Raw genomic sequence first — 25,299 nt, 5'->3', positions numbered from 1 at the left:
CAGGATGTGTCGGGAAGGTCATGAACGCGCTTTCGGGTCGTCGTGGGTCGGGGTGTTGGGCAGTATTTTACGCATCACCAAGGCATCGACTCCGGGCGGGTAGTAGTGCGGGCGGGTTGAAATGTGCTCAAATCCCAACTGTTGGTAGAGCTGTTGAGCGCCGGGGTTATCGGCACGTACCTCTAAGAGCAGGTCGGTGGCGCCACGTTGCTGGGATTCGTCAAGCATCCACTGCATCAGGGCGGTCCCGATACCCTGGCGACGAACGGATTCTGCTACCGCGATGGTTTGGATATCGGCCAGGGGTAGCACACACATCAACCCCGCGTAACCGACGACCTGCTCTGTTGGTTCGCCGGTGGTGACCGCAACCCGATAGGCTCGGGTCCCGCCTTGCTCCGGTGGGGTGGTGGCGGCCAGTTCGTCGTGGAAGAAGGAGGCCGGCCAGGCATCCAGAGGGAACAGTTCTCGTTCCAGCGCATGCACGGCGGGGATGTCCTCGGCTGTCATCTGACGCAGTCGGTAGGCAATAGTCATCGGGATCACCCGTGGCGCATTGCGGCCGGGATGTGGGCGTCGTGACCGCGCAGGTACATCGGTGTAACCGGTTCGAGCCCACGGCCACGGCGGAGTGCCCGGATGCCGTAGTGCCCCAGGAATTCTGCCAGCGGCTGAGCCCGGTCCCATCCGGGTACGGCGTGCAGAGCGTCAGGGTACAGCCCGGCTCCGGCGCCGACAACCGGCAACCGGGTGACGTCTTCGGCGGAGGTGACAAAGGGGCCGTGCAGGCGCTGGGATTGTCCCCCGATCAGCTCGTAGTGGGCCCAGTACACCTCGTGTCGGCGGGCATCGGTGGCGACCACCAGTTCTTCGTACCCCTCACGCCACAGTGGTGCCACAGCCTGTTCGGCGAGCGCATCCAAGCTCATCACCCCATAGCAGGGAATGCCCCAGCTATCAGCCAGGGTGGCGGCGGTGAGCACACCGACGCGCAGTCCGGTGAAGGGGCCGGGGCCCACCCCAGCGAAGACCGCCTGAAGGTCCTGGACCCCCAGGCTGGCTTCCTCGAGCACTTCCGCCACATAGCCAGCCAAAACTTCGGAGTGGCTCCGTGTGTCCTCGGTGTGCCGGGTGGCGATGGTGTCGTGCCCGGTGACGATCGCTACCGAGGCTCCGGCAGCGCAATCAACAGCGAGATAGTACATACGGGAGTATCCCACCTTAGGGTTGGTCGGGGCCAGTCGATTCCTCGAAGACGACGGCTGGGTGATCAGGAATCAGCTCGGCAAGGTGAAAACGGCTGTGGTGGTCGCAGACAACGATCCGGCGAGATTCGTCGTGGTCGTCTGCGTCGGAAAAGTCGGTCACCATCGGTGCAGTGGGATCCGGGGTCCCACAGCGCTGAAAGTCTAGTTCGAGCCAGCCGGTAGTGGCGAACAGGGCCTCTGCGAGGCCACGGCCCCATTCGATGACGGTTACGGACTGCTCGAGATCGGTGTCGAGGTCGAGGCTGGCGAGCTCGTCGGCGCCCGAGATCCGGTAGGCATCCACATGGACCAAGTCTGGCAGTCCGGGGTGCTGGTTGCGGTGGTGGTGGGCGATGACGAACGTCGGGGATTTCACCGGGTCGGTGATCTTCAGCCCGGTAGCCAGGGCCTGGGTGAAGGTGGTTTTGCCGGCACCGAGGTCTCCGGTGAGCACCAGCCCGTCACCGCCACGCAAGTGCGTGGCCAGATGATGGGCTACCGCGGTGGTTCCGGTTCGATTAGCCACGGTGATGACCAAGGAGTCCTGGGACTTGGTGCTCTCAGCCATCGATGCCCTCCGATACGTGGGGGTAGATGTGTTGCCGGGGTACCCGCTGGGAAATGCGGCTGACGATCTCGTAGTTGATCGTTCCGGCAGACTGTGCCCAGTGGGCCGCGGAAAGGCCCGAGCGTTCCCCGAAGAGTTCCACCTCAGCACCGACGGGTGCAGTAACGGTGTCTTCGGGGCTGATATGCAAGTCCACGACGAATTGATCCATGGCCACGCGCCCGCAACTGCGGTAGATTGTCCCGTCGATCCACACCGGGGCTTCCCGAGCGATCCGCGGGATGCCGTCGGCATAGCCCAGGGGGATCAAGGCCAGCCGGGTTGGCGCGCTGGTGTGATAGAGGTACCCGTAGGAGACCCCTTGGCCTTTCGGCACCGGTTTATTGTTGGCCACGCGGGTGCGTAAGGACATCACCGGGCGTAGTCCGAGGTCTTCGGCGCAGCGGTCGGCGAAGGGGCTGAGCCCGTAGATCGCGACTCCGGCGCGCACCAGATCCAGGTGGGTGTCGGGGCGGGACAGGATAGCCGGAGAGTTGGCGATATTGCGCAGGTCGATGGTCAGCCCATGGGTGCGGGCCCGCTCAACGGCCCAGTGGAAGACACGGAGCTGTTCGTCCACGTCTTCTTCTCGTTCGGGTTCATCGGCTACCGCCAGGTGGGAAAACACCCCGACGGTGCGGATGAGTCCTTGTTGTTGGTACCGTGCGGCGGTTTTGACCAGGTCTTCCCACTGTTCGGGAACGCAACCGTTGCGACCCAGCCCCGTGTCGATTTTCAGGTGAATTTTCGCGGGGGTGCCCATCTGTTCGGCCACCGAGGCGATATGGGGTAGCTCCCAGCCGGAGACGCCCAAATCGATATTGTGTTCCACCGCCTGGGCGAAGTCCGTGCCGGGTGCGTGCAACCAGGCCAGGGTGGGGGAGGTAATGCCAGCGGCCCGTAGCTGGAGTGCTTCTTCGACCAGGACCACGCCCAGCCAGCTGGCACCGGCCTCGAGTACCGTGCGGGCAACGGGGATCAGCCCGTGACCGTAGGCGTCAGCTTTGACGACGGCCATCAATTGGGCCGGGGCGACCCAGTCTTTGATGACGCGAATATTGTGGGCGAGGTTGGCGTGATTGATCACGGCGATCCGGTGCCCGTCTGGGGCCTCTGGGATGAACTCAGCAGAAGACATAACGACTCCATTATTCCACCACCGCTACGGCGACGGTACCGAATGTGTGGGATTTAGCCTCGTGAGGCGAGTACGGCTCGAACGGCCGGGGCTAGGTCCGAGGCGGAGACTGGTCCGGCGTGGCGTGCGCTCACGGCCGCGGCCCCGTGGAGGTGGATGGCAGCCAGCACATGGTGCAGCACCTGGTGTTCGGTGACAGGCGAGTTCGTGCGTGTCCACGCCGTGGCCAAACTGACAGCGATCAGCCCCGCCAAGGTGTCGCCGGTGCCGGCTGTGGCGAGGTCGGCGCTTTGGGCCGGGTGGAGTCCTCGCTGACCCGATGGGGTGGCCACGACGGTATCGGCGGCTTTCAGCACCACGTAGCAACCGGTTGCCTGCGCCAACGCGGTGGCCCAGGCCAGCGCGTCTTTGTCTCCACCGATCGTTGCCGGAACTGCCTCAGTGCCCACGAATCTCTGGCTCAGTCGCGACATTTCCCCGAGGTGCGGGGTCAGCACGGTGGGTGCGGTCCGCGAGCTGGTGCCTCCGAGACGGAGTCGGTCGAGCCACCCCTGGTCCACCAGGTCTAATCCGGTGGCATCAATGACCACCGGTAGGTCGTGTTCCACAGCATGGTCGAGCCCCTCGTCGAGCCGTTGCCGGCTGGTTGAGGTGTCGTCGAGCCCGGGGCCGATCACCAGGCTGGTGACCTGGGGCACCGGTGCGGCGGTGACCACGGTTTCCGGGCGATCGCCGAGTACGAGCGGTCGTAGGCTCGGCACGGTTTCTGGGTCGGCGATCAGGTTTACCATGCCGATTCCGCAACTGGCCACAGCTCGGCTACACAGCAGGGACGCGCCCGGATAGGCTTCGGATCCGGCAATGATTCCAACGACACCGCGGGAATATTTGTAGTCGGTAGCCCGTGGGGGTGGAAAACACGTTGTGACGTCGTGGGGGTCCGGGCACCACACCGTGGGTTGGTAGGATAGGTGCTCCTGCAACCCGATATCAACAGTGTGCACACGACCGGCGTGCTGGTGCCCTGCCGAGAGCAACAGTCCAGTTTTGGTGGCCCCAAAAGTGACCGTGGCGGTAGCGGTCAGCGTGTCTCCGTCCAGCTGTCCGGTATCGGCGTTGATCCCGGAGGGGATGTCACAGGCGATAACTGTGGTCTCCGGACGGGGTCGATCGATACCTCTCTGGGCCAGCACGGCGCTCATCGAAAAAGGACCGGAAGCGCCAGTGCCCAAGACCCCATCGATCACCACGTCGGTGCGCTGGCCCAAGGCGGTGACGAACCGGCCCCCTGCTCGGTGGAACGCGCTCACCGCGTCCTGCGCGTTCTGCTCCGGATTGCCGAGCACCGCAATGGCCTCGACCGAGACCCCACGCTCGGCCAGCATCGACAGCGCCCAGAGGGTGTCAGCACCGTTCTTTCCTTTGCCGATCAGCCCCACAACCCGGCTCCCATAAACCGCACCGTGAGCAGTCTCCGCCAGGTAGGCCAGTACGTGGTGCGCGAGTCCCCAGGCCGCACGGCGCATTAAAAGCGCCGAGGCGCCACGGGCAATTAGGGGCGCCTCGGCCTTTCGGACACTGGTTCCAAAGTAGAGCTTTTTCACGAGAGACCTTAGCCTTCAGCGACCACCATGGCTGCCGCCCAGCCACCGTCGTGAGACAGGGACAGGTGCCAGCGACGCACGCCCTTCGCTTCAGCAATATCGGCGATCGTTCCGGTCACCACCACGTAGGGTTGCCCGGATGCTTCGGCGCCGATGGTGCAGTGTTGCCAGTTCATGCCACCCGGGGCGGCCAACGCTTTGGCAACGGCTTCTTTGGCGGCAAAGCGGGCGGCCAGGGATTGCAGATTGAGCTCACGTTCGGGCGGGGTGAACAACCGTTCCTTAAGTTTCGGGGCTTTGCGAAGTTGCCCCGCAAAGCGGTTGATATCCACCATGTCTATCCCGATACCGATGATCATGTGCTCAGTCTACCGTTCCCTGTTGTTCGTCCTGGTGTTACTGTCTGCTGGCACCCCAGAGGAGCGTTATTCCACGGTGACCGCTTTGGCAAGGTTGCGTGGCTGGTCCACGTCATAGCCCTTGGCAGCTGAGAGTTCCATGGCGAAGATCTGCAACGGCACCACGGTCAACAGTGGCATCAGTAGCGGCATGGTCTCCGGCACGTAGAAGACCTGCTCGGCGAATTCCTTGACCTTCTCGTCTCCTTCGGCTGCCACGACCACGGTGGCTGCACCGCGAGCGCGAACTTCCTGAATGTTGGAGACCACTTTGGCGTGCAATGAGTGTCGGTCCCGCGGAGAGGGCACCACCACAAACACCGGTTGGCCCTGATCGATCAACGCGATGGGGCCATGCTTGAGCTCACCGGCGGCAAAACCTTCAGCATGGATATAGGCCAGCTCTTTGAGTTTCAAGGCACCCTCGAGAGCCACCGGGTAGCCCACGTTGCGACCCAAGAACAACACCGAGTTGTTCTGCTGCATCTGTTGCGCCAAGTCTTTGACCGCCGCAGCGTTTTCCAGCACCTTGTGAATCTTTGCCGGGATTTCGGCCAGTTCGGCCAAAATATCCTTGATCTGCTGGCTGAAAAGTTGCTTCTGTAACTGAGCCAGGTAGAGCCCCAGCAGGTATGCTGCGGTGATCTGGGCCAAGAAGGCCTTGGTGGAGGCCACCGCGATTTCCGGGCCCGCATGAGTATAGAGCACCGCGTCCGACTCGCGCGGAATGGTCGCTCCGTTGGTATTACAAATCGAGACGGTGCGCGCGCCCTGCTCGGAGGCATAACGGACCGCCATGAGCGTATCCATGGTTTCACCGGACTGAGAGATCGACACCACCAGGGTGGAGGGATCGATGATCGGATCACGATAGCGGAATTCGTGCGAGAGCTCGACTTCCACCGGGATCCGTACCCAGCGTTCAATGGCGTATTTAGCCACCATTCCTGCGTACGCGGAGGTTCCGGCGGCCAAGATCACAATTTTGGAGATGGCCTTGAGTTCTTCTTCATCAATGCGCAGTTCGTCCAGGGTCAGCCGACCGCTCGCATCGTGACGTCCCAACAGCGTATCCGCCACTGCGGTGGGCTGTTCGTGGATTTCCTTTTCCATGAAGGTCTCGTAGCCACCCTTTTCAGCAGCCGAGACGTCCCAGTCAACGGTGAAGGGTTTGCCTTCGGCCGGCTGGCCCTCGAAGGAAATGATCTCCACTGAATCGGCGCTGATGGTTACGATCTGGTCTTGATCCAGTTCAATGGCGTTGCGGGTCTCATCGATGAAGCCGGCAACGTCAGAGCCCAGGTAGTTGGCGTCATCGCCCAGACCAACCACCAACGGCGAGTTGCGACGCGAGGCCACCACGTGATCCGGATGCTCGGCGTGCACAGCCAGTAGCGTGAAGGCCCCTTCGAGCCGGTTGACGGTCAGCCGCATGGCCTCGGTGAGGTCCTGGTGCGCCTCGGTGCGGTAGAGGTGGCCCATCAACACCGCGGCCACTTCGGTGTCGGTTTCAGAGATGAAACTGTAGCCATCGGCCACCAGCTCATCTTTCAGGGCCGCAAAGTTTTCCACGATCCCGTTGTGGATCAGAGCGAGTCGGCCCTGATCGGCCAGGTGGGGGTGAGCGTTTTCGTCCGAGGGCACACCGTGAGTTGCCCAGCGGGTGTGTCCGATACCGACCTGCGCTTCGGGCACAGGGTGCTCGGCGATGTTGTCCAGAAGGTTCTGGAGTTTGCCTTCTTTTTTGCGCATTTCCACGTGGCTTGGTTCCTCCGTGGCAATGACCGCAATACCCGCGGAATCATAGCCACGGTATTCAAGTCGTTTCAGGCCGGTCGTCAACACGTCCACCGCGTTGCGCTGTGTCACGGAGACTGGCTGTCCTGCGTATCCAACAATTCCACACATGGATTCAACAATAGCCGGTGATGGACCACTTCCAGACCATTGAGTATCGTTGTCGCCGGAATTGAGCTACCTGTCACCCGATGCGCACCACTGATGTCACTCACAGCACGGTGTTTACCGTCGTGGTCCATAATAGAGCGGTGACTGATTCTCAATACTCCACACCCTCGGTGCCCAAAGTTTTTGGTGCCCGGCAGACCCCGGTGTCGCCGGTGACTGCCAGCAACCCCCGGGTCGGTTCGCCACCGATGGAAGAGCAAAATCACTACTCGCCGTTTATTGAACTGGACCGTCCAGCCTGGGCCCGGCTCGCCCATGAGCTAGAACAGCCCTTTGATGAGTCCGACGTGGAACGTTTGCGGGGACTGGGAGAGCAACTCTCTCTACAGGAGGTCGCCGAAGTATATCTGCCCTTGTCTCGCTTGTTATCGATTTACGTCGATTCCTCGTCGAAACTGCGCCAGGCCTCCAATGAATTCCTCGGAGAGTCCACCCGACGCACCCCCTACGTCATCGGAGTCGCCGGCTCGGTAGCAGTCGGAAAATCGACCACGGCTCGCGTACTCCAGGAGATGCTACGTCGCTGGCCCAATACCCCGCGTGTGGAACTGGTCACCACAGACGGTTTCCTGTACCCGAATGCAGAGTTAGAGCGTCGCAATCTGCTGGGTCGCAAAGGCTTCCCGGAATCCTACGACCGACGTCGCCTGCTGCGGTTCGTCTCCGATGTGAAAGCCGGTAAACCCGAAGTGCGGGCTCCGATGTACTCGCATTTGACCTACGACATTCTGCCCGACCAACAAGTGGTGGTCCGTCGTCCGGACGTGTTAATTATGGAGGGGCTGAACGTGTTGGCCCCGCCCACCGTTCGAGCTGATGGCACCGCAGGGTTAAGTGTCTCTGACTTCTTCGATTTCTCGATCTATGTTGATGCCCGGACCACGTTCATCAAGCGCTGGTACACCGAGCGTTTCATGGACCTGCGCAAATCGGCTTTCACCGACCCCCGCTCCTATTTCCACCGCTATTCCACGCTGTCGGATGCTGAAGCCGAGCGTACGGCATCCGATATTTGGGATCGGATCAATGGCCCGAATTTGAAGGTCAATGTACTACCCACACGCGGGCGTGCCAGACTAGTGTTAACCAAGGACGAGCATCACCGCGTCAAGCGGGTTTTAATGCGGAAAGTTTAACGAAGCGTTCGATGGCTCCACCACGCACACAGCTCAGCGCCTATCGGGCGGTGGCCTCTGCTGCCATCGTCGTGCTGGCGCTGACTTCGTGCGCCTTAGCCGAACCGAGAACCTCGGCCACCCACCGGATGGAACACCGGGTACAGCACCCGCAAGAGCACCCGCGGGTGGAGTTTGTGATCGACTCACCGCTTATGGTCTCTCCCGCCACAGGACCCCCGTCGTCTCGCGAGCCCCTCTTACAGGCCCGGAGCGCTCCAACTCGCCAGGAATCGGTGCTGGAATCCTCGCCACATCCGGCGCGTCAACACTCGATTCTGCACAGTTCGCCCCGGCCCTTGCGACAACAGTCCATTGTCGAGCCATCCGCTGTCCCGACCGCGCCGGGTCCGAGCGCCGGCACCGCCTCAGAGTCGAGCCCAACATCGCCGAGTCGCCCGGAGCCCACCGAGACCACGACTGTCGAAGAACTCGACCATCAGGACCCCGCCTCCATCCACGTCATGGTCAATAAGCACCACCCGCTGGAGCCAATAGACTACGCGCCCGAGGACCTGGTGTCCGTTCAGGGCACCGGCACCTCACAGACTGTCACCTTACGCCAGGAGGCTGCCACCGCACTGGAAGAGCTCATGGAAGCAGCCACAGACGATGAGGTCACGTTCTCCTTACTGTCGGGCTACCGGTCCTATGAACGACAAAACCAGCTCCACCGGCAGTATGTGGCCAGTCATGGTACCGATCAGGCCGAGCACTTCTCTGCCCGTCCCGGCTACTCCGAACACCAGACGGGGCTGGCCGTGGATGTGGCCGGAGAGAATCATCACTGTGTGCTGTCGGCCTGCTTTGGCGAGACCGTCGAGGGCCAATGGCTCGTTGACCACGCCGCCGAGCACGGCTGGGTGATCCGTTATCCGCAGGATTCCGCCGAGCTAACCGGGTATGCCTATGAGCCCTGGCACCTGCGATACGTCGGGAAAGAACAGGCTGAAGCAATTGTCGATGCCGGGGGCATTGCCGAAACAGCGTGGGGCTTTGAGGCCGCCACAACATATCCGGAAGAGTCACACTAGTCACACGGTTCTCTACGTCCTACGATGAATGTCATGCTCCAAGGATTCAAAGACTTCATGATGAAGGGCAATGTCATTGACCTGGCCGTGGCTGTGATTATTGGTGCGGCATTCAGCCAGGTCGTGACCGCGCTGACTGACTCGGTCCTGATGCCGTTGATTTCAGCGCTGGTGGGATCACCGAACTTCGACTCTTTCGCGGTACTGGAACTGAACGGCAACGAGATCCGCTTCGGCGTCTTACTCACCGCGGCCGTGAACTTCCTGCTGATCGCCGCTGCGGTTTACTTCGTGATCGTGCTACCGATGAATAAGATGATCGAAGCTCGCAACCGTCGACTCGGCATCGAACCCGAAGAGGACGCCGTGGCCGAAGACGTTCAGCTACTGACCGATATCCGCGATTTGCTAACCGCCCAGGCCAAGGCCCAGGGTACCGATCAGCTCGCAGATCACTCCCGCGACGAATCCTCTGGACGCCACGCCGAATAGATTTCTCCCATCATCAACAGCTCAGCGCCGGCCAAGTGCCCGGCGCTGAGCCCTTTAACCGGAACCATCCAAACACGGTGCCCAGTTCAGCGTGGCCTGTTCGCAATCCGGTGCAGTAATCAACGTCCAGCTCAACAAGACGAGGCCGGTAGCCAGCACCACAATCCCGATGAACAGCACCCACTGCCACCGCAACAGGTGTTGGGCTGGTTGTGGCATCACGTCCCCTGCGTCAACGTTGTCCTGTTGCGACGGGTCGACGAGATGTTCTGATGCCATGATGTTCGAGATCCTTGACAGGAGATTTACAGAGCGAGCTGTGTGGCGACCTCTTGGGCCAGATACTCAGCTTCCCGCTCAGCCTGCGCCTGATCAGCGGCTTCGACCATGACGCGAACCACCGGCTCGGTACCAGAAGGACGCAAGAGCACCCGCCCGGTTTCGCCTAGTCGGGATTCCGCCTCGGCCACTGCCTGCTGTACTGCGGGATGATCTTTCACTGCGGTTTTGTCCACGTTCTTGACGTTGATGAGCACCTGGGGGAGCTTCGTCATCACGGTGGCTAATTCGGCCAGCGACGATCCGGTTCCAGCAACGCGGGCAGCGAGCTGGAGACCAGTCAAGACGCCGTCGCCGGTGGTGGCGAAGTCCGAGAAGATCACGTGGCCGGACTGTTCGCCACCCAGGGAGTATCCGCCTTGGTCCATGGCTTCCAGCACGTAGCGGTCGCCCACCTTGGTTTCCACGACGTTGATGCCCTGGTCTTGCATGGCCAGCTTCAGGCCGAGGTTCGACATCACGGTGACCACGAGCGTGTCGTCTGCGAGCTGGCCGGCTTCTTTGAGCGCTGTAGCCATGATGCCCATGATCTGATCACCATCAACTACATGGCCCTGGGCATCAACGGCCAGGCAACGGTCAGCATCCCCGTCATGCGCGATCCCGAGATCGGCCCCGCGGTCCACGACAGCCTCTTGGAGACGTTCCAAGTGGGTTGAGCCGTATCCAGCATTGATATTCAGGCCGTCGGGGGCCGCCCCGATGACCACCACATCGGCGCCGGCGTTAGCGAAGGCCTGCGGAGAACAACCGGCTGCGGCACCGTGGGCGGCATCGATCACGACCCGCAACCCGTCCATCCGGTTGGGAAGACTTTTCAGCAGGTGAAGCACGTAGCGGTCTTCTGCGTCGGCGAACACCCGCACCCGCCCGACCTCAGCTCCGGTGGGGCGTTGTGGTGGCTGTGACATTTGCTCCTGGATGGCGTCTTCCTGTGCGTCGGAGAGTTTCAGGCCACCGCGCGCCAAGAATTTGATGCCGTTGTCTGGGGCAGGGTTGTGAGAAGCCGAAATCATCACACCGAAATCGGCGTTGATATCGGCAATCAGGAAAGCTGCCGCCGGGGTGGGAAGCACCCCAGCATCGTAGACGTCGACGCCGGAAGCGGCGAGACCAGCCAAGACCGCGGCGTTAATGAATTCCCCGGAGATTCGTGGGTCTCGGGCCACCACGGCCAGAGGACGACGGCCGTCGGTGGTGTGATGACCTAAAACCACCGCTGCGGCCTGCGCGAGCTGTACAGACAGTTCGACGGTCAGTTCTTCATTGGCTTTGCCTCGAACGCCGTCGGTTCCAAACAATCGAGTCATTCCACTTAGTGTAATCGCGAAAGATAAATGCCCGAGATTCACCACGCACGTGGGATCGTTTCCTGGTTTTTGCCGGCCTGTGATTTCGTGTCACACCGTGAGAAAACAGTCGCCACCGCACCGCGACGGGTTCTTGCTGGGGTGCCTTGGACACAGCGTCAGGGGACCAAAGCACGTATGCTGGATCACATCACCACTATTCACACAGAAGAGGTAACGATGATGCGCAAACTCAGCGCCCTGCGGGCACTGGTGATTGCAATGCTGTGTCTCATACCGGCATTGCTCGCTGGATCGTCTGGTGCCTGGGCCGATGCCGAAGAAGTACCGCCCGGGGATTCAGGAGACAATCAGGTCGCCGGTGACGACGCTGGTGAACTGTACGTGATCGGGACGGATACGACCTTCGCTCCCTTTGAATTCCGGGATCCGTCCGGCGAATTGGTCGGTATTGACATCGATATTATGACCGCGATTGCCGAGAATCAGGGCTTCCAAGTCGAGTTCCGTTCGATGGGCTTTAACGCGGCCCTGCAGGCGTTGAGCTCCAATCAGGTCGACGGTGTGATCGCTGGTATGGGGATCACCGACGAACGCCAGGAAGTCTATGACTTCTCCGACCCATACTTCACCGGCGAGCTGACCATCGCCGCCAACGAAGGCAGTGGCATCACCGGCTGGGAAGACCTGGAAGGGGAGACGGTTGCGGTCAAGACCGGGTCCCTATCCGAAGAGTGGGCCCAAGAAATGCAAGAGGACTACGATTTCGAGCTGAATTCGCTGGACCAGACCACCTCCTTAGTCGAATCAGTCAAAGCCGGCCACGATGCCGCGCTGGTTGATGACTTACCGATTATTGCCTACGGAATTCAGCAGGGCTCGGGTTTGGAACTGGTCTCTGATCCCGAGCCGGCCGGCGATTACGGTTTCGCTGTCAATAAAGGCGAGAACCAAGAATTGCTGACCATGTTTAACGAGGGCTTGCAGGAAATCCAGGCCTCGGGTGAGTACGACGAGATCCTTGACCGTTATCTGGGGGAAGATGCCGAGGGACCAGATAATTCGACATTCATCTGCCTGTTGCAGACCTCCCTGCCGGCCCTGATGATTGGTCTGGGAAACACCCTGGCGATTACCGGCATTTCCTTTGCCATGGCGATGGTGCTCGGTCTGGTCTTCGGTTTCTTGAAGGTCTCCTCCAATATCGTGTTGCGCGGTATTGCCACCACCTATGTCAATCTCTTCCGGGGCACTCCGGTTCTGGTCTGGGCGTTTTTCTTCTACTTCGGTCTCCCCCAGCTCATTCAAACAGAAGTCAATATTTGGGTGGCCGGTGCCCTGACGCTGTCTCTAAACGCCGGTGCTTATATCGCCGAAATTGTTCGCGGGGGTATTCAGTCGGTTGACTCCGGTCAGCAAGAGGCGGCTCGGTCACTTGCCCTAACGTCCGGACAGTCTATGCGCTACGTGGTCTTGCCACAGGCCTTCAAGATCATGACCCCGTCGCTGATCAACCAGCTGGTGATTATGATCAAAGACTCCTCGTTGCTGTTGGCTATCGGTTTCGGTGAGTTGCTCTATCAGGCGCAGCAGATCTACGCTGCCAACTTCCGCGTGACCGAAGTGCTGGCCATTGCCGGTCTGATCTACTTCATCGCCATCTATCTGCTGACCAAGCTCGCCAACTTTGTCGATAAGAAGGTGAATCACTGATGAGCCACACATCATCGAATCCCCACACCTCGACCATCCCCCTGGTGGTCGATGATTCGTCCAACATCATCCGGCTCGAGAACCTCCACAAGTCTTTTGACAAGAATCATGTCCTCAAAGGTATTGATGCCACGATCAAAGTTGGCGAGGTGGTCTGCATTATCGGCCCGTCGGGGTCCGGTAAATCCACGTTATTGCGCTGTCTGAACCGGTTGGAAACTCCCAGCGACGGCGCTGTTTGGGTGGGAGGCTACAACCTGGCTGATCCCAAGGTGGACATCAACGAGGTTCGTAAACATGTCGGGATGGTGTTCCAGCACTTCAATCTCTTCCCCAATATGAACGTCCTGGACAACATCACCTTGGCCCCGCGCAAGGTGAAGAATAAAGCCGCCCAAGATGCCAGTGACCAGGCGATGGCCTTGTTGAAGCGGGTCAACCTGGAGGATAAGGTTGAAGCCAAAACATCGTCCCTGTCGGGTGGCCAAAAACAACGTGTGGCGATCGCACGCGCGTTGGCGATGAACCCCGAGGTCATGCTCTTTGACGAAGCAACCTCAGCATTGGATCCTGAGACGGTCGGTGAGGTTTTGCAAGTCATCCGGGATCTGGCCGGCGGAGGCATGACCATGGTGCTGGTCACGCATGAGATGGGTTTCGCTCGCGAAGTTGCCGACACCGTACTATTCATGGACGATGGCCAACTTGTCGAGCGCGGGTCGCCTGCCGAGGTCTTTGAAAACCCGCAGTCTGCACGGCTACAAGACTTCCTTTCCAAGGTGCTCTAAGCCCGGACCAGCGGCGTTTTTTAGAGAACCCTACAAGCCAACGGGGACCTCGCCATCATGGCGAGGTCCCCGTGTGGTGTGCTGGCTGAATGCGCCAGTACAAAAAGGAGTTTAGCGCTTGGAGTACTGCGGGGCCTTACGGGCCTTCTTCAGACCGGCCTTCTTCCGCTCAACAGCGCGCGCATCGCGAGTTAAGAATCCGGCCTTCTTCAGGGCAGGACGGTTGTTGTCGCGATCGATGTCGTTCAGCGCACGAGCGACGCCCAAGCGGACTGCACCGGCCTGGCCGGAAGGGCCACCGCCACGCACAATAGCGATCACGTCGTAGGCGCCGTCAACGTTGAGAAGCTTCAGCGGGTCGTTGACTTCCTGCTGGTGGAGTTTATTCGGGAAGTAGGTGTCGAGCTCGCGGCCGTTGACTTTCCACTCACCGGTGCCCGGAACCAGACGCACGCGGGCGATGGCCCGCTTCCGGCGACCCACGGCGGAACCGGACTGAGTCAGGGCAGGACGCTCAGCAACAGTGGCACCTGCATCGACAGATTCGGTTGATTCGGAGGTGTAGCTAGTCAGCTCCACTTCCTCGGTGGACTCATTCTCATTCAGAGTCATGGTTCTCCTTAGAAAGAATTAATGGGGCTGACCCTACTGGGCCACCTGGTTCAAGGTGTACTCAACGGGCTGCTGGGCAGCGTGCGGGTGCTCGGAGCCGCGGTAGACCTTCAGCTTCGACATGAACTTGTCGTTGAGCTTGTTCTTCGGCAACATGCCACGAACAGCCTTCTCGACGGCCTGGACCGGGTCTTTCTCCAACAGCTCAGCGTAGGAGGTGGAGGTCAAACCACCCGGGAAGCCGGAGTGACGGTAAGCGCTCTTCTGCTCCAGCTTGTGCCCGGTCAGGGTCACCTTGTCTGCATTGATAATGATGACAAAATCGCCCATATCCATGTGGGGGGCGAAACTTGGCTTGTGCTTGCCGCGCAGTAGCGGAGCCACCTGGCTAGCAAGACGCCCCAGCACCACATCGGTGGCGTCAATAACGTGCCATTGACGATCGATGTCGTCTGGCGTTGGTGTAAACGTACGCACTATTCTTGCCTTCGTTAATTCGGTATCGGTCTGCAACATTCGACGAGTTCTTGGGCGTGAGACCAAGTTGACTCGACTGTATCTTGTGGGTGCTTCCGGTACACCAGGTGAGGGCTGGCGTGAAGCCGGGTCGATATTTCCCAGCGCGATGAGACTTTGCAACGATGCAACGACGTCAGTCTGATCAGCGTACAGTCTGGGATGACTCGCACAACAGCAACCTAGTTTAGCGCGAGTCTACCCCTAACACCAAATATGGGGCATGTGGGCTGTGACGAAACTAGCGTTCTGTGTCGCGTTTGGCTCGAGTCTGTTCGGCTCGCGAGGCCAGGTCTTCATCGTTAGGGTAGTCAACACCACTGAGGATAAGTCCCTCAGCGGGAGCCAACCGCACCTGCGAGTCGCGAACCTTGGCCGCTAAACGGTGCGCCAGCCACCCCGGGTCCTTCGACCCCTCCCCCACCTGAATCAGTGCTCCCATCAGCGCCCGCACCATGTTGTGGCAGAAGGCGTCTGCGACCAGCTCCGCGGTAATGATGCCACTGTCGTCGCGGGTTATACGAATGTCGTGGACCGTGCGGATCGTGGTGGCGTCGGGTTTAGGTTTGCAGAAGCTGAGGAAATCATGTAGTCCCAAAACCGTGTTGGCTTCGGCCTGCATGAGGCTCACGTTGAGTTCACGACGTAACCAACAGGTGAAATGCCGTTCGAGAGGTCGGAAGTTCTCTACACGGTCGGCTATCCGGTACCGATAACGGCGCTGGGTGGGCGAGAATCGAGCATCGAAACCTTCTGGAGCCCGCTCGGCAGTATAAATGTGGATCGCTCCGCCCAGGTGTTTGAGAGTCCCGTTCAGGCGTCGCACCAAGCTTTCGCCAGGATCCAGTGCAGACTTACCGCGGGCAAGCCCCCACCATTCGTCCTGAGTCAGGTCGAACTGAAACACTTGGGCTTCTGCGTGCACGCCGGCGTCAGTTCGACCGGCAACCACTGTCCTTATCTCGCGACGAATAAGTGTGTGTAGCCCCTGTTCGATCTCACCTTGCACCGTGGTGAGTCCTGGTTGACGGGCCCAACCGTGAAAGGCGCCTCCGTCATAACCACAACGGACTTTAACCCGCACCGAACGGCTAGTACGAGCTGATTTATTCGCGGGCCTTGGTTGCACAAAAACGTTCTGGGCCCCGGGGGGTGCCTTCTCGTCGTCCATCACATCTAGTGTAGGCACTGAGACGAAAAGGCGGTGTGAACCCTGCTCATTCGTGTAGGGCTCACACCGCCTTGGTGTCAGGCACGTGCCTGGTGAGGTGTTGACAGCAGATTATTTCTGCTCTTCGTCAGTCTCTTTGGCCTCGTCTGCTGTTGGAGCGTCAGCTTCATCAGTGGATTCAGTCTCCGTCTCGGCAGGAGTTTCAGCTTCGGCCATTTCGGCTTCTTGCGACTCGTCGACAATATCGTCGGCAATCGGCTGCTGTTGTTCAGCCTGTTCGTCCTGCTCGTCGGCAGCTACCACCTCAGCAGCGTGCTTGGCTGCGTTTTCGGCATCCTGAACCACAGCCTGTTTGGGCGAAACCGGCTCCATGACCAGTTCGATTACGGCCATCGGGGCGTTATCGCCGGAGCGAGTACCGATCTTGGTGATGCGAGTGTAGCCGCCTTCGCGGTTCTCCATAGCTGGGCCAATTACGGTGAACAGTTCGTGCACGACGGACTTGTTGGTGCGAGAACGACCAGCAATCATGGACTGCACCTTACGGCGGGCGGGCAAGTCACCGCGCTTAGCGAAGGTGATCAGACGCTCGGCGTAAGGTTGCACTCGCTTAGCCTTGGCCAAGGTGGTCTTGATGGACTTGTGCTCGAAAAGGCTCGCCGACAGGTTGGCCAGCATAGCCCGCTGATGAGCAGGGCCGCTGCCCAGGCGCGGACCTTTAGTTGGGGTTGGCATGGTTTTCTCCTTGGGATATTCCCGCACGCGTGGCGGAAGCCACCGACACAGGAATCACTTATTCGGGTTCGGATGTCTTCTCAGTAACCAGTACGGAACGGATTTAGTACTGGTCGTAGGACTGGAAGTCACCGTTGTACTCTTCGCCGCCGTTGTACTCCTGGGAGTCGGTAGCCAGAGGATCGAAGCTTGCCGGTCCAGAGTCCTTCAAGGACAGGCCCAGCTCAGCAAGCTTCTCTTTCACTTCGTCAATGGACTTCGCACCGAAGTTCCGGATATCCATCAGGTCGGTCTCAGAACGAGCCACCAGCTCACCGACGGTATGGATCCCTTCACGCTTCAGGCAGTTGTAAGACCGCACGGTCATCTCCAACTCCTCGATGGGAAGGGCCATATCGGCAGCGACGGTATCATCGGCCGGCGAAGGGCCAACCTCAATACCTTCGGCGGCAACGTTGAGCTCACGGGCCAAACCGAACAGCTCCACCAGCGTGGAACCGGCCGAAGCCAGCGCGTCGCGCGGAGCAATGGATTCCTTGGTCTCCACATCCAGTACCAACTTGTCAAAGTCGGTGCGCTGCTCAACACGCGTGGCTTCGACTTTGAAGGTGACCTTCAGGACCGGAGAGTAGATGGAGTCGACTGGAATTCGTCCGATTTCAGCGTCCGGGGTCTTGTTCTGAGTAGCGGTAACGTAGCCACGACCGCGCTCAATGGTCAGCTCCATATCGAACTTCCCCTTCTCATTCAGGGTCGCGATATGCAGTTCGGGGTTGTGGATCTCAACGCCTGCCGGCGCAGTGATATCAGCGGCAGTTACCTCGCCGGGACCCTGCTTGCGCAGGTAAGCCACGACCGGCTCATCGTTTTCCGAGGAAACCGAGAGCTGCTTGATGTTGAGGATAATTTCGGTGACGTCTTCGTTCACACCGTTGACGGTAGAAAACTCGTGAAGCACGCCGTCGATGCGGATGCTGGTCACGGACGCACCGGGTATGGATGACAGCAGGGTCCGCCGTAGCGAGTTACCCAGTGTATAACCAAAACCAGGCTCCAAGGGTTCAATAACGAACCGCGAGCGTTGAGTTGATACGGGTTCTTCAGTCAACGTGGGGCGCTGTGCAATGAGCACTGACATTTCCTTTCAGCGAGGCGTCCGCCATATGACGCCCGCAGGTATGGGGAAACGAGGGAGATAATGATGTTTTGCTGTAAACCAGTAGGCCTCTTCCGGCGCATGGCCCGCGGAATTAGCTTACTGATCCACAGTTGGTGTGCTCAACGGTTTAGACGCGACGACGCTTTGCCGGGCGGGCACCGTTGTGGGCGACAGGAGTGACGTCTTGGATCGATCCGACTTCCAGTCCTGCTGCCTGCAGCGAACGAATCGCAGTCTCCCGTCCAGAGCCGGGGCCCTTGACGAAGACGTCGACCTTCCGCATGCCGTGCTCTTGAGCGCGCTTCGCAGCTTGCTCAGCAGCGGTCTGAGCTGCGAAAGGAGTGGACTTACGGGAGCCCTTAAAGCCCATCTCTCCAGCTGACGACCAGGAAACCACAGCACCGGTGGTGTCAGTAATGGAAACGATGGTGTTGTTGAAAGTGCTCTTGATGTGGGCTTGGCCCTGGGCGATATTCTTCTTCGAGCGACGACTCTTACGTACGGTCGCTCCGCGTCCCTTCGGGGGCATGTTTCTCTCTCCTACGAAAAGCTATTGAGGTGATTAGACAGTAAAGCTCTGGGATTGATGGCCCAGGAGACTACTTCTTCTTACCAGCGACGGTCTTCTTCGGGCCCTTACGGGTACGTGCATTAGTCTTCGTGCGCTGACCGTGGACCGGCAGGCCACGACGGTGGCGCAAGCCCTGGTAGCTACCAATCTCCACTTTGCGACGAATATCAGCGGCGACCTCACGGCGGAGGTCACCCTCAACCCGATAGTTTCCTTCGATGTAATCGCGCAACTCCACCAATTCAGCGTCGGTGAGATCCTTGACACGGGTATCGGGAGAAATCCCGGTCGCCTCAAGGGTCTGCTGCGAGCGGGTACGACCCACCCCGTAGATGTAGGTGAGAGCGATGACCACACGCTTCTCGCGCGGGATATCAACGCCTGCTAGACGTGCCATATGGCCGTTCTCCTTGTTCTGTCGAGCAAAGGTCTGCAACGGTACGTCCTGAACCGTGATGATGGTCTCTTATCATCTGCTAACCCTAAGAATCGACGATCTCAGAACAAGATCGATCAATACTGTAGTCAGCCAGTTCAGTCTCCGGCCTTTGCTGTGTCCGGAGGTTGAGACACATGAATAGTTCATGTGCTCTGCACCGCTGTCGGCTCCTGGACGAGCCTTCGTTCTCAGCGCCTATTGGAAGGGCACCCCGCGGGGTGTTAGCCCTGACGCTGTTTATGGCGTGGGTTACTGCAGATCACCATAACGTTGCCATGGCGGCGAATAACCTTGCAGTTATCGCAGATCCGCTTCACGCTTGGCTGAACCTTCATGGTTCCTCCTTGAGCGTTGTGCTAGTTCTTCTATTTTTATTTGTAGCGGTACACAATACGACCCCGGTCCAGGTCGTACGGGCTAAGCTCGACTACCACTCGGTCTTCGGGAAGAATCCGAATGTAGTGTTGCCGCATCTTGCCTGAAATCGTCGCAAGCACAACGTGCTCGTTCTGAAGGCGGACGCGGAACATTGCATTGGGCAACGCTTCGGTTACGGTGCCCTCGACTTCGATGACGCCTTCCTTCTTAGCCATGTCCTCCACAATCGCTTGGCCCACGCAGTCTTCCTGAAACAGGTATACAAAGGCTACGTGGGGACGAATACTTGATGCGCTGTTCGTGATCTGTGATCTGGCGACACGCCAATCCACTGAAGACAAAAACAGCCAACAAATTATGTTATCTCAGACAGGCACATTTTTCCAGCTCGATCCGCCGTGGGACGGCTTACGATGCCGTGGAAGGCAAGGGAACCGGTGTCACACCCAACGGTTGGAGTTCGCTGGCTCCCCCGTCTTCGGCGGTCAGTACCCAAATTCCGTCCTGATGACGGGCAACCGAGTGCTCCCACTGGCTGGCGCGCGATCCGTCGTTGGTGACCACGGTCCAGTCGTCGTCCAACACGGTCGTGTCGATACCGCCACGAACGAGCATGGGTTCGATCGCGAGGCAAAGCCCGGGTTTGATGCGTTGCCCTCGCATTCCGGAGTCGTAATTGAACACGTCGGGGGCTTGGTGCATGGCTGTGCCGATGCCGTGCCCGACGTATTCTTCCAAAATCCCCAGGTGCGAGCCTGGCTGGGCCCGCACGTAGGTTTCGATGGCCTCGCCGATCTCTCCGACATATTTGGCCGAGGCAAAAGCAGCAATGCCACGCCACATCGCTTTGCGGGTAATCTCAGAAAGTCGCTGGTCTTCCGGGTCAACCCCGGTGTTGTTCTCATCGGCTACGATCACGGTCCGAGCCGAATCGGAATGCCACCCATTCAGAATGCAACCGCCATCAATTTTCAGCACGTCACCAGACTGCAAGGGTGTTGCGTTCGGAATCCCATGGACCACCTGGTCATTGACAGAGGCGCATATGGAGTTCGGGTATCCGTAATATCCCAGAAAATTTGAGGTCGCTCCTGCTTCGGTGATGGTCTCAGAGAAAATCTCGTCGAGTTCCAGTGTGGTGGTGCCGGGTTTCGCGGTCGCAGCGACCGCGTCCAGGGCTCGAGACAGGATAAGTCCTGACTGGTGCATCACTGCCATCTCATTGGCGGTCTTCAGTTCAATTTTGCGACGGCTCATGGTCGCCTCCTGACGGTGCTCGCAAAGGTATTCTCACGGTGTGCGCTCAAAAATCAACAACGCCGGCCGAGAATGCTCGGCCGACGCTGTGATGATGTGGTGGCGACTGCGTGATTACTGGTCTTTCCTCGGACGAATCACGGGAAGTGTCCCGGTGCGTGCACGAATGTTGTACACGGCTTGCAACAACCGCTCGGTGACGTCATCGATCATGCCGGTGCCGTCCACGCGGGCAACAATACCGTCCTTGAGGTAGGCATCAACCAGGTCCGCAGTTTCTCGGTGGTAGAGCTCCAGGCGGTGTTTGATGACCTCTTCGGTGTCATCGCTACGGCCTTCGGTCTCGGCGCGGGCCAGCAGGCGTTGCACAAGTTCGTCGTCGGGCACTTCCAGAACCAGAACGGCAGTAAGGGTTTTACCCTGGTTGTCCAGGATGTTGTTCAGGGCCTCAACCTGTCCGGCGGTGCGAGGATATCCGTCCAAGAGGAAACCTTCGGTAGCATCCGACTGGGCCAGACGATCCTCCACCATGCGGTTTGTGACGTCATCGGGTACGAAGTCACCGTTATCCATATACTGCTTGGCCTCACGCCCCAGTTCAGTGAGTTCCTTGACGTTATAACGGAAGATATCGCCGGTGGAAATCGCTGGAATTCCGAGCTTATCGGCGATCAGGGCCGCCTGCGTGCCTTTACCCGACCCTGGAGGGCCCATCATCAAGATTTGAGACATGTGTGATACCTCAGTCCTATCTACTCTGCTCTACACAAGGATCAGACCACTAACGCAGGAGTCCTTCGTAGTTGTGTTGTTCCATCTGGGCATTGATTTGCTTGATGGTCGTCAGAGCAACGCCCACCATAATCAAGATCGACGTACCGCCGAACGGGAAGTCCTGATTCGCACCGATCAGAACAAAGGCTACCAGCGGAATCATGGCGATAACACCAAGGTACAAGGAACCCACGAACGTGATACGAGAAATCACGTATTCCAGATACTGCACGGTGGGCCGGCCCGCCCGGACGCCTGGAATGAATCCGCCGTAGCGTTTCATATTGTCCGAAATGTCCTGCGGATTGAACGTGATGGTCACGTAAAAATATGTGAACCCAATCGTGAGCAAGAAGAAAATCAGCATGTAGACCGGGTGCGACTGCGTGCCGAAATACTCCTGCAACCAGACCACCCATTCTTTGGGTTCTTCTTGACTACCGGGAGCTGGCTGGTTGAACTGGATCAAGATCTGCGGAAGCATCAGGATTGAAGAAGCGAAGATCACCGGAATGACACCGGCCATATTGACCTTGATCGGAATGTAGGTCGAGGTACCGCCGACGGTGCGACGACCAATCTGACGCTTGGCGTATTGGACCGGTACGCGACGTTGCGAATCCTCGACGAACACGATGGCCATAATGGTCAACAATCCCACGACCATCACGATCGCAAAAGTCTGCCAACCCTGGGTGGTCCAGATCTGGCCGAGTCCGGCCGGGAAGCCAGCTGCGATCGAGATGAAGATCATCAGCGACATACCGTTACCCACACCGCGTTCGGTGATCTGCTCCCCCATCCACATCAGCACCACGGCACCAGTGGTGAGGATCAGCACCAACAACAGGATGGAAGGGATGCTGCTATCGGTGAGCAGCGGGAGGTTGCAGTTCAGCAGTGCACCCGAGGAAGCCAAGGTAGACAGCGTGGTCGCATTCAGTAGCGCCAGTGCAATGGTCAGGTAGCGGGTGTACTGTGTGAGCTTGGCTTGTCCTTCGGCGCCTTCCTTATGGAGGCGCTCGAACCGTGGGATCACGACGCGCAACAGTTGGGTGATAATCGCGGCGGTAATGTAGGGCATGATGCCCAGCGCGAAGATGGAGACCTGGAGCATCGCGCCACCGGAGAACATGTTCACGAACGAGTACAGGCCACCTTCGGTTTCACCGCTGGCCAGACACATTTGCACGTTGTCGTAGTTCACTCCCGGTGCAGGGATAAAAGAACCGATCCGGTAGATCACAATGACACCGAGCGTGAATAGGATCTTGGTCCGCAGATCCGGGGTCTTAAAGACCCGTGCAATCGCGCTGAACAAGCGTCCTCCTGAAGGGGTAATGGTCGAGGTGGCCGAAGCCGTTCGTAGTCTGCGTGGGTGGGCCATAACCCGCGCATCTGCGGGTGTGGTGATGACACACCGTAGAGATTCTAGCGTTAAATGCCTCGGTCCTCGATTCGTTGCAAGACCTCCTGCACAGAATCGAGGACCGATTGGCCTGAATCGGAGTGTTTCGCCTTAGCGAGCCGTGGTTGACCCTCCAGCGGCGTTGATCTTTTCAACAGCCGACTTGGAGAATGCATCGGCGGTGATGTTCAGAGCCACGGAGATCTCTCCGGTACCCAGGATTTTCACCGGCTGGTTCTTGCGCACCAAGCCACGCTCCACCAGAGAATCGACGGTGACCTCGCCACCGTCGGGGAAGTGCTGAGCGAGCTTGTCCAGGTTGACGACCTGGTACTCGGTGCGGAATGGGTTTTTGAATCCGCGCAGTTTCGGAAGGCGCATGTGCAACGGAAGCTGACCACCTTCGAAACCTGCAGGGACCTGGTAACGAGCCTTGGTGCCCTTAGTACCGCGGGTAGCGGTCTTGCCACCCTTACCGCCTTCACCGCGTCCGTAACGCAGCTTGGTCTTCTTCGAACCGGCAGCTGGACGCAGGTCATGCAGCTTGACGATGTCTGGGCCGTTCTGGCCTTCGTTGGTGTCAGCCATTATTGACCTCCTCCACTGTGACGAGGTGGCGCACGGTATTAATCATGCCCACCGTGGACTCATCGGCTGTACGGGTCACAGTGTGACCAATTCGCTTCAGACCGAGCGAACGCACAGTCTCACGATGCTTGGGTTTACGGCCCACGGTTGAACGGATCTGGGTAATCGCCAGAGTCGCATCCGAGGCCGTGATGTTCTTTGGAGTTGAACCGTTGTTCGTTGCCATGATCAGGCACCTGCCCTTTCTTCGGCCTTCTTGGCGCGATCTTCCTGCATGGTGCGAAGCATGGCGTGCGGAGCGACCTCATCGACAGGTTTACCGCGACGGGCAGCAACTTCCTCGGGTCCTTCCAACTGCTTGAGCGCATCGATCGTGCCTCGCACAATGTTGATGGCGTTCACTGAACCCATCGACTTGGAAAGCACATCGTGGATTCCTGCGCACTCCAGCACAGCACGCACCGGACCACCAGCGATCACACCGGTACCGGGGGAAGCAGGACGCAACAGCACAACGCCGGCAGCGTCTTCACCCTGCACGATGTGAGGAATGGTTGTCCCGATACGCGGAACGCGGAAGAAGCTCTTCTTGGCCTCTTCAACACCCTTGGCGATAGCGGCCGGAACTTCCTTGGCCTTACCGTAACCAACGCCAACCAGACCGTCGCCGTCACCGACGACAACCAGAGCGGTGAAGGAGAACCGACGTCCGCCCTTGACCACCTTGGATACGCGGTTGATGGTCACCACGCGCTCGAGGAACTCGTCGCGGTTGTCGTTGCCACGGGAGTTGTTACGGCGGGAGCCGCGTTCGTTCTTGGCAGCGCGGTCACGACGGCCTCGACCGCCGCGCTCACCACGACCACCAGTGCGTTCGGTGTTCTGGCTAACCGAACCTGATGAGGTCTCAGACACGGCGTCTTCGTTAGCTTCAGTCACCTGATTGTCCTTTTCGTTGGTGTTTTCGCTCACAGTTTCAGCCCCCCTTCGCGTGCTCCTTCAGCTACTGCCGCGACGCGACCGTGGTAACGGTTACCGCCACGGTCGAAGACGACCGCTTCAATGCCGGCTGCTTTGGCGCGCTCAGCGACGAGCTCGCCAACCTTACGCGACTTCTCGACCTTCTCAGCGTCCAAGCTCCGAAGATCGGCTTCCATAGTGGAAGCTGAAACCAGGGTGAGTCCCTTGGTGTCGTCGACCACCTGCACGAAGACGTGTCGGGCTGAACGGTTGACGACCAAGCGAGGACGTGCCGAGGTTCCGGAGATATGCTTGCGAACACGCTGGTGGCGGCGAGCCCGAGCAGCGTATTTGCCCTTGCCTTTGACAGTGACGTTCGACATCACTTACCTGCCTTTCCGGCCTTACGACGGACCTGCTCGCCCAAATACCGGATGCCCTTGCCCTTATAAGGCTCGGTTCTACGAAGTTTCCGGATATTGGCTGCGGTTTCGCCGACCAGCTGCTTGTCGATCCCGGAGACAGTCACCTTGTTGCCGTCAACTTTGAAGTCGATGCCCTTCGGCGCGTCTACGGAAATGGTGTGGGAGAAGCCCAGGGAAAATTCCAGACCCTGTCCCTTGGCCAGCACGCGGTAACCGGTACCAATGATCTCCAACGTCTTGGAGTAGCCTTCGGTGACACCCACGATCATGTTATTGATCATGGTCCGGCTCAAACCGTGCAACGAACGCGATTCGCGCTCATCGTCGGGACGGCTGACAGTAATAGTGTTTTCTTCCAAATCAACGGTGATAGGCGATGCAACGGTGAAGCTCAGCTCGCCCTTAGGTCCTTTCACATCGACCTGCGAGCCATTGACCTTCACATCAACGCCGGAAGGCACGGTGATCGGAAGACGTCCAATACGTGACATTT

Annotated in this window: 31 protein-coding genes; 5 read left to right on the top strand and 26 right to left on the bottom strand. The window is 59.1% G+C overall.

Going from position 1 to position 25,299, the window contains the following annotated elements; translation table 11 throughout:
• Positions 1-18: 18 nt before the first annotated feature.
• The 7 genes from rimI to glmS form a co-directional block, all read right to left on the bottom strand.
• Positions 19-537: a ribosomal protein S18-alanine N-acetyltransferase gene (rimI, locus tag QDX22_RS11695; RefSeq protein WP_110097889.1), complete on the bottom strand. Its 519-nt coding sequence runs from the start codon at positions 535-537 to the stop codon at positions 19-21.
• A 5-nt stretch (positions 538-542) separates the two neighbouring features.
• Positions 543-1,205 carry a tRNA (adenosine(37)-N6)-threonylcarbamoyltransferase complex dimerization subunit type 1 TsaB gene (tsaB, locus tag QDX22_RS11690; RefSeq protein WP_110100762.1) on the bottom strand — a complete coding sequence of 221 codons (663 nt, stop codon included), beginning with the start codon at positions 1,203-1,205 and terminating at the stop codon, positions 543-545.
• Positions 1,206-1,221: 16 nt separating this feature from the next.
• Positions 1,222-1,815: a tRNA (adenosine(37)-N6)-threonylcarbamoyltransferase complex ATPase subunit type 1 TsaE gene (gene tsaE / locus QDX22_RS11685; protein ID WP_110100623.1), complete on the bottom strand. Its 594-nt coding sequence runs from the start codon at positions 1,813-1,815 to the stop codon at positions 1,222-1,224.
• Entirely contained in the window at positions 1,808-2,992 is a 1,185-nt protein-coding gene (alr, locus tag QDX22_RS11680) for an alanine racemase (protein ID WP_110100624.1), read from the bottom strand. The genes tsaE and alr overlap by 8 nt, the downstream gene beginning before the upstream one ends.
• Before the next feature lie 53 nt (positions 2,993-3,045).
• The gene (locus QDX22_RS11675) at positions 3,046-4,596 is read right to left on the bottom strand and encodes a bifunctional ADP-dependent NAD(P)H-hydrate dehydratase/NAD(P)H-hydrate epimerase (RefSeq protein ID WP_110110274.1); all 1,551 of its coding nucleotides are present in this window, start codon (positions 4,594-4,596) and stop codon (positions 3,046-3,048) included.
• 8 nt (positions 4,597-4,604) lie between these two features.
• The gene (locus QDX22_RS11670) at positions 4,605-4,955 is read right to left on the bottom strand and encodes a holo-ACP synthase (RefSeq protein ID WP_110097894.1); all 351 of its coding nucleotides are present in this window, start codon (positions 4,953-4,955) and stop codon (positions 4,605-4,607) included.
• A gap of 66 nt (positions 4,956-5,021) precedes the next feature.
• Entirely contained in the window at positions 5,022-6,902 is a 1,881-nt protein-coding gene (glmS, locus tag QDX22_RS11665) for a glutamine--fructose-6-phosphate transaminase (isomerizing) (RefSeq protein ID WP_110097895.1), read from the bottom strand.
• A gap of 248 nt (positions 6,903-7,150) precedes the next feature.
• On the opposite strand from glmS, the gene coaA reads away from it, so the two are divergent.
• From coaA to mscL, 3 genes are read left to right on the top strand one after another with little or no spacing between them, the layout of a single operon-like run.
• Positions 7,151-8,098 (top strand): type I pantothenate kinase, encoded by a 948-nt coding sequence (gene coaA, locus QDX22_RS11660; protein ID WP_110098171.1) that lies wholly within the window; start codon positions 7,151-7,153, stop codon positions 8,096-8,098.
• Between the two features lie 11 nt (positions 8,099-8,109).
• Positions 8,110-9,171 (top strand): M15 family metallopeptidase, encoded by a 1,062-nt coding sequence (locus tag QDX22_RS11655; RefSeq protein WP_279673578.1) that lies wholly within the window; start codon positions 8,110-8,112, stop codon positions 9,169-9,171.
• Positions 9,172-9,204: 33 nt separating this feature from the next.
• On the top strand, positions 9,205-9,663 hold the full coding sequence (mscL, locus tag QDX22_RS11650) for a large conductance mechanosensitive channel protein MscL (protein WP_110097897.1): 459 nt from the start codon (positions 9,205-9,207) through the stop codon (positions 9,661-9,663).
• Positions 9,664-9,717: 54 nt separating this feature from the next.
• Here mscL and QDX22_RS11645 read toward each other — a convergent pair whose 3' ends face one another.
• Positions 9,718-9,942: a hypothetical protein gene (locus QDX22_RS11645; protein WP_110100628.1), complete on the bottom strand. Its 225-nt coding sequence runs from the start codon at positions 9,940-9,942 to the stop codon at positions 9,718-9,720.
• A 26-nt stretch (positions 9,943-9,968) separates the two neighbouring features.
• Positions 9,969-11,312, bottom strand: coding sequence for a phosphoglucosamine mutase (gene glmM, locus QDX22_RS11640; protein ID WP_279717876.1), 1,344 nt, complete (start codon positions 11,310-11,312; stop codon positions 9,969-9,971).
• A 27-nt stretch (positions 11,313-11,339) separates the two neighbouring features.
• Between glmM and QDX22_RS11635 the strand changes: the two genes are divergently transcribed.
• Positions 11,340-13,025 (top strand): ABC transporter substrate-binding protein/permease, encoded by a 1,686-nt coding sequence (locus QDX22_RS11635; protein WP_279717875.1) that lies wholly within the window; start codon positions 11,340-11,342, stop codon positions 13,023-13,025.
• The gene (locus QDX22_RS11630; protein WP_110100629.1) at positions 13,025-13,813 is read left to right on the top strand and encodes an amino acid ABC transporter ATP-binding protein; all 789 of its coding nucleotides are present in this window, start codon (positions 13,025-13,027) and stop codon (positions 13,811-13,813) included. The genes QDX22_RS11635 and QDX22_RS11630 overlap by 1 nt, the downstream gene beginning before the upstream one ends.
• A gap of 111 nt (positions 13,814-13,924) precedes the next feature.
• Here QDX22_RS11630 and rpsI read toward each other — a convergent pair whose 3' ends face one another.
• The 17 genes from rpsI to rplF all read right to left on the bottom strand — a co-directional run bounded on the left by rpsI (position 13,925) and on the right by rplF (position 25,297).
• Complete coding sequence (gene rpsI / locus QDX22_RS11625) at positions 13,925-14,425, bottom strand: 30S ribosomal protein S9 (protein WP_110097901.1); 501 nt, start codon at positions 14,423-14,425, stop codon at positions 13,925-13,927.
• Between the two features lie 33 nt (positions 14,426-14,458).
• A complete protein-coding gene (rplM, locus tag QDX22_RS11620; protein WP_110097902.1) occupies positions 14,459-14,902 on the bottom strand; it encodes a 50S ribosomal protein L13 in 444 nt (147 codons plus the stop codon).
• A 280-nt stretch (positions 14,903-15,182) separates the two neighbouring features.
• Entirely contained in the window at positions 15,183-16,112 is a 930-nt protein-coding gene (truA, locus tag QDX22_RS11615) for a tRNA pseudouridine(38-40) synthase TruA (RefSeq protein WP_110100630.1), read from the bottom strand.
• 111 nt (positions 16,113-16,223) lie between these two features.
• Positions 16,224-16,847, bottom strand: coding sequence for a 50S ribosomal protein L17 (gene rplQ / locus QDX22_RS11610; protein ID WP_110110272.1), 624 nt, complete (start codon positions 16,845-16,847; stop codon positions 16,224-16,226).
• Positions 16,848-16,950: 103 nt separating this feature from the next.
• Positions 16,951-17,979 carry a DNA-directed RNA polymerase subunit alpha gene (locus QDX22_RS11605; protein ID WP_110097904.1) on the bottom strand — a complete coding sequence of 343 codons (1,029 nt, stop codon included), beginning with the start codon at positions 17,977-17,979 and terminating at the stop codon, positions 16,951-16,953.
• Positions 17,980-18,133: 154 nt separating this feature from the next.
• On the bottom strand, positions 18,134-18,535 hold the full coding sequence (rpsK, locus tag QDX22_RS11600; RefSeq protein WP_110097905.1) for a 30S ribosomal protein S11: 402 nt from the start codon (positions 18,533-18,535) through the stop codon (positions 18,134-18,136).
• 70 nt (positions 18,536-18,605) lie between these two features.
• Complete coding sequence (gene rpsM, locus QDX22_RS11595; RefSeq protein ID WP_110097906.1) at positions 18,606-18,974, bottom strand: 30S ribosomal protein S13; 369 nt, start codon at positions 18,972-18,974, stop codon at positions 18,606-18,608.
• Positions 18,975-19,237: 263 nt separating this feature from the next.
• Positions 19,238-19,351: a 50S ribosomal protein L36 gene (gene rpmJ, locus QDX22_RS11590; RefSeq protein ID WP_110097907.1), complete on the bottom strand. Its 114-nt coding sequence runs from the start codon at positions 19,349-19,351 to the stop codon at positions 19,238-19,240.
• A gap of 36 nt (positions 19,352-19,387) precedes the next feature.
• A complete protein-coding gene (gene infA / locus QDX22_RS11585) occupies positions 19,388-19,609 on the bottom strand; it encodes a translation initiation factor IF-1 (protein WP_110098174.1) in 222 nt (73 codons plus the stop codon).
• A 193-nt stretch (positions 19,610-19,802) separates the two neighbouring features.
• Positions 19,803-20,651 carry a type I methionyl aminopeptidase gene (gene map, locus QDX22_RS11580; RefSeq protein WP_110097908.1) on the bottom strand — a complete coding sequence of 283 codons (849 nt, stop codon included), beginning with the start codon at positions 20,649-20,651 and terminating at the stop codon, positions 19,803-19,805.
• Between the two features lie 114 nt (positions 20,652-20,765).
• A complete protein-coding gene (locus QDX22_RS11575) occupies positions 20,766-21,383 on the bottom strand; it encodes an adenylate kinase (protein WP_110097909.1) in 618 nt (205 codons plus the stop codon).
• Positions 21,384-21,432: 49 nt separating this feature from the next.
• Entirely contained in the window at positions 21,433-22,746 is a 1,314-nt protein-coding gene (secY, locus tag QDX22_RS11570; RefSeq protein WP_279718197.1) for a preprotein translocase subunit SecY, read from the bottom strand.
• Between the two features lie 198 nt (positions 22,747-22,944).
• Complete coding sequence (gene rplO / locus QDX22_RS11565) at positions 22,945-23,421, bottom strand: 50S ribosomal protein L15 (RefSeq protein WP_110097911.1); 477 nt, start codon at positions 23,419-23,421, stop codon at positions 22,945-22,947.
• Positions 23,414-23,647, bottom strand: a complete 234-nt coding sequence (gene rpmD / locus QDX22_RS11560; RefSeq protein WP_110097912.1) for a 50S ribosomal protein L30 — start codon at positions 23,645-23,647, stop codon at positions 23,414-23,416. The genes rplO and rpmD overlap by 8 nt, the downstream gene beginning before the upstream one ends.
• A gap of 2 nt (positions 23,648-23,649) precedes the next feature.
• A complete protein-coding gene (gene rpsE, locus QDX22_RS11555) occupies positions 23,650-24,393 on the bottom strand; it encodes a 30S ribosomal protein S5 (RefSeq protein WP_110097913.1) in 744 nt (247 codons plus the stop codon).
• On the bottom strand, positions 24,390-24,764 hold the full coding sequence (rplR, locus tag QDX22_RS11550) for a 50S ribosomal protein L18 (protein ID WP_110097914.1): 375 nt from the start codon (positions 24,762-24,764) through the stop codon (positions 24,390-24,392). The genes rpsE and rplR overlap by 4 nt, the downstream gene beginning before the upstream one ends.
• Positions 24,764-25,297 carry a 50S ribosomal protein L6 gene (gene rplF, locus QDX22_RS11545; protein WP_110097915.1) on the bottom strand — a complete coding sequence of 178 codons (534 nt, stop codon included), beginning with the start codon at positions 25,295-25,297 and terminating at the stop codon, positions 24,764-24,766. The genes rplR and rplF overlap by 1 nt, the downstream gene beginning before the upstream one ends.
• Positions 25,298-25,299 lie beyond the last annotated feature (2 nt).

This window comes from Auritidibacter ignavus (genome assembly GCF_029853775.1).
Lineage (GTDB): Bacteria > Actinomycetota > Actinomycetes > Actinomycetales > Micrococcaceae > Auritidibacter > Auritidibacter ignavus.
The sequence above is the reverse complement of the archived record's forward strand: the minus strand, read 5'-3'. Positions and strand labels throughout refer to the sequence as shown.

Bases quoted from the DNA above. Each gene is read 5' to 3' on its own strand.
- QDX22_RS11645 (WP_110100628.1), bottom strand. From the start codon at position 9,942: ATGGCATCAGAACATCTCGTCGACCCGTCGCAACAGGACAACGTTGAC.
- QDX22_RS11575 (WP_110097909.1), bottom strand. From the start codon at position 21,383: ATGTCTCAAATCTTGATGATGGGCCCTCCAGGGTCGGGTAAAGGCACG.
- rimI (WP_110097889.1), bottom strand. From the start codon at position 537: ATGACTATTGCCTACCGACTGCGTCAGATGACAGCCGAGGACATCCCC.
- rpmD (WP_110097912.1), bottom strand. From the start codon at position 23,647: ATGGCAACGAACAACGGTTCAACTCCAAAGAACATCACGGCCTCGGAT.
- rplR (WP_110097914.1), bottom strand. From the start codon at position 24,764: ATGTCGAACGTCACTGTCAAAGGCAAGGGCAAATACGCTGCTCGGGCT.
- rplF (WP_110097915.1), bottom strand. From the start codon at position 25,297: ATGTCACGTATTGGACGTCTTCCGATCACCGTGCCTTCCGGCGTTGAT.
- QDX22_RS11655 (WP_279673578.1), top strand. From the start codon at position 8,110: ATGGCTCCACCACGCACACAGCTCAGCGCCTATCGGGCGGTGGCCTCT.
- rpmJ (WP_110097907.1), bottom strand. From the start codon at position 19,351: ATGAAGGTTCAGCCAAGCGTGAAGCGGATCTGCGATAACTGCAAGGTT.
- rpsK (WP_110097905.1), bottom strand. From the start codon at position 18,535: ATGCCCCCGAAGGGACGCGGAGCGACCGTACGTAAGAGTCGTCGCTCG.
- rplO (WP_110097911.1), bottom strand. From the start codon at position 23,421: ATGGCTGACACCAACGAAGGCCAGAACGGCCCAGACATCGTCAAGCTG.
- rpsM (WP_110097906.1), bottom strand. From the start codon at position 18,974: ATGGCACGTCTAGCAGGCGTTGATATCCCGCGCGAGAAGCGTGTGGTC.
- QDX22_RS11670 (WP_110097894.1), bottom strand. From the start codon at position 4,955: ATGATCATCGGTATCGGGATAGACATGGTGGATATCAACCGCTTTGCG.
- glmS (WP_110097895.1), bottom strand. From the start codon at position 6,902: ATGTGTGGAATTGTTGGATACGCAGGACAGCCAGTCTCCGTGACACAG.
- rplQ (WP_110110272.1), bottom strand. From the start codon at position 16,847: ATGCCAACCCCAACTAAAGGTCCGCGCCTGGGCAGCGGCCCTGCTCAT.
- glmM (WP_279717876.1), bottom strand. From the start codon at position 11,312: ATGACTCGATTGTTTGGAACCGACGGCGTTCGAGGCAAAGCCAATGAA.
- rpsI (WP_110097901.1), bottom strand. From the start codon at position 14,425: ATGACTCTGAATGAGAATGAGTCCACCGAGGAAGTGGAGCTGACTAGC.
- QDX22_RS11635 (WP_279717875.1), top strand. From the start codon at position 11,340: ATGCCCGAGATTCACCACGCACGTGGGATCGTTTCCTGGTTTTTGCCG.
- infA (WP_110098174.1), bottom strand. From the start codon at position 19,609: ATGGCTAAGAAGGAAGGCGTCATCGAAGTCGAGGGCACCGTAACCGAA.
- alr (WP_110100624.1), bottom strand. From the start codon at position 2,992: ATGTCTTCTGCTGAGTTCATCCCAGAGGCCCCAGACGGGCACCGGATC.
- tsaB (WP_110100762.1), bottom strand. From the start codon at position 1,205: ATGTACTATCTCGCTGTTGATTGCGCTGCCGGAGCCTCGGTAGCGATC.
- truA (WP_110100630.1), bottom strand. From the start codon at position 16,112: ATGGACGACGAGAAGGCACCCCCCGGGGCCCAGAACGTTTTTGTGCAA.
- QDX22_RS11630 (WP_110100629.1), top strand. From the start codon at position 13,025: ATGAGCCACACATCATCGAATCCCCACACCTCGACCATCCCCCTGGTG.
- coaA (WP_110098171.1), top strand. From the start codon at position 7,151: ATGGAAGAGCAAAATCACTACTCGCCGTTTATTGAACTGGACCGTCCA.
- map (WP_110097908.1), bottom strand. From the start codon at position 20,651: ATGAGCCGTCGCAAAATTGAACTGAAGACCGCCAATGAGATGGCAGTG.
- tsaE (WP_110100623.1), bottom strand. From the start codon at position 1,815: ATGGCTGAGAGCACCAAGTCCCAGGACTCCTTGGTCATCACCGTGGCT.
- mscL (WP_110097897.1), top strand. From the start codon at position 9,205: ATGCTCCAAGGATTCAAAGACTTCATGATGAAGGGCAATGTCATTGAC.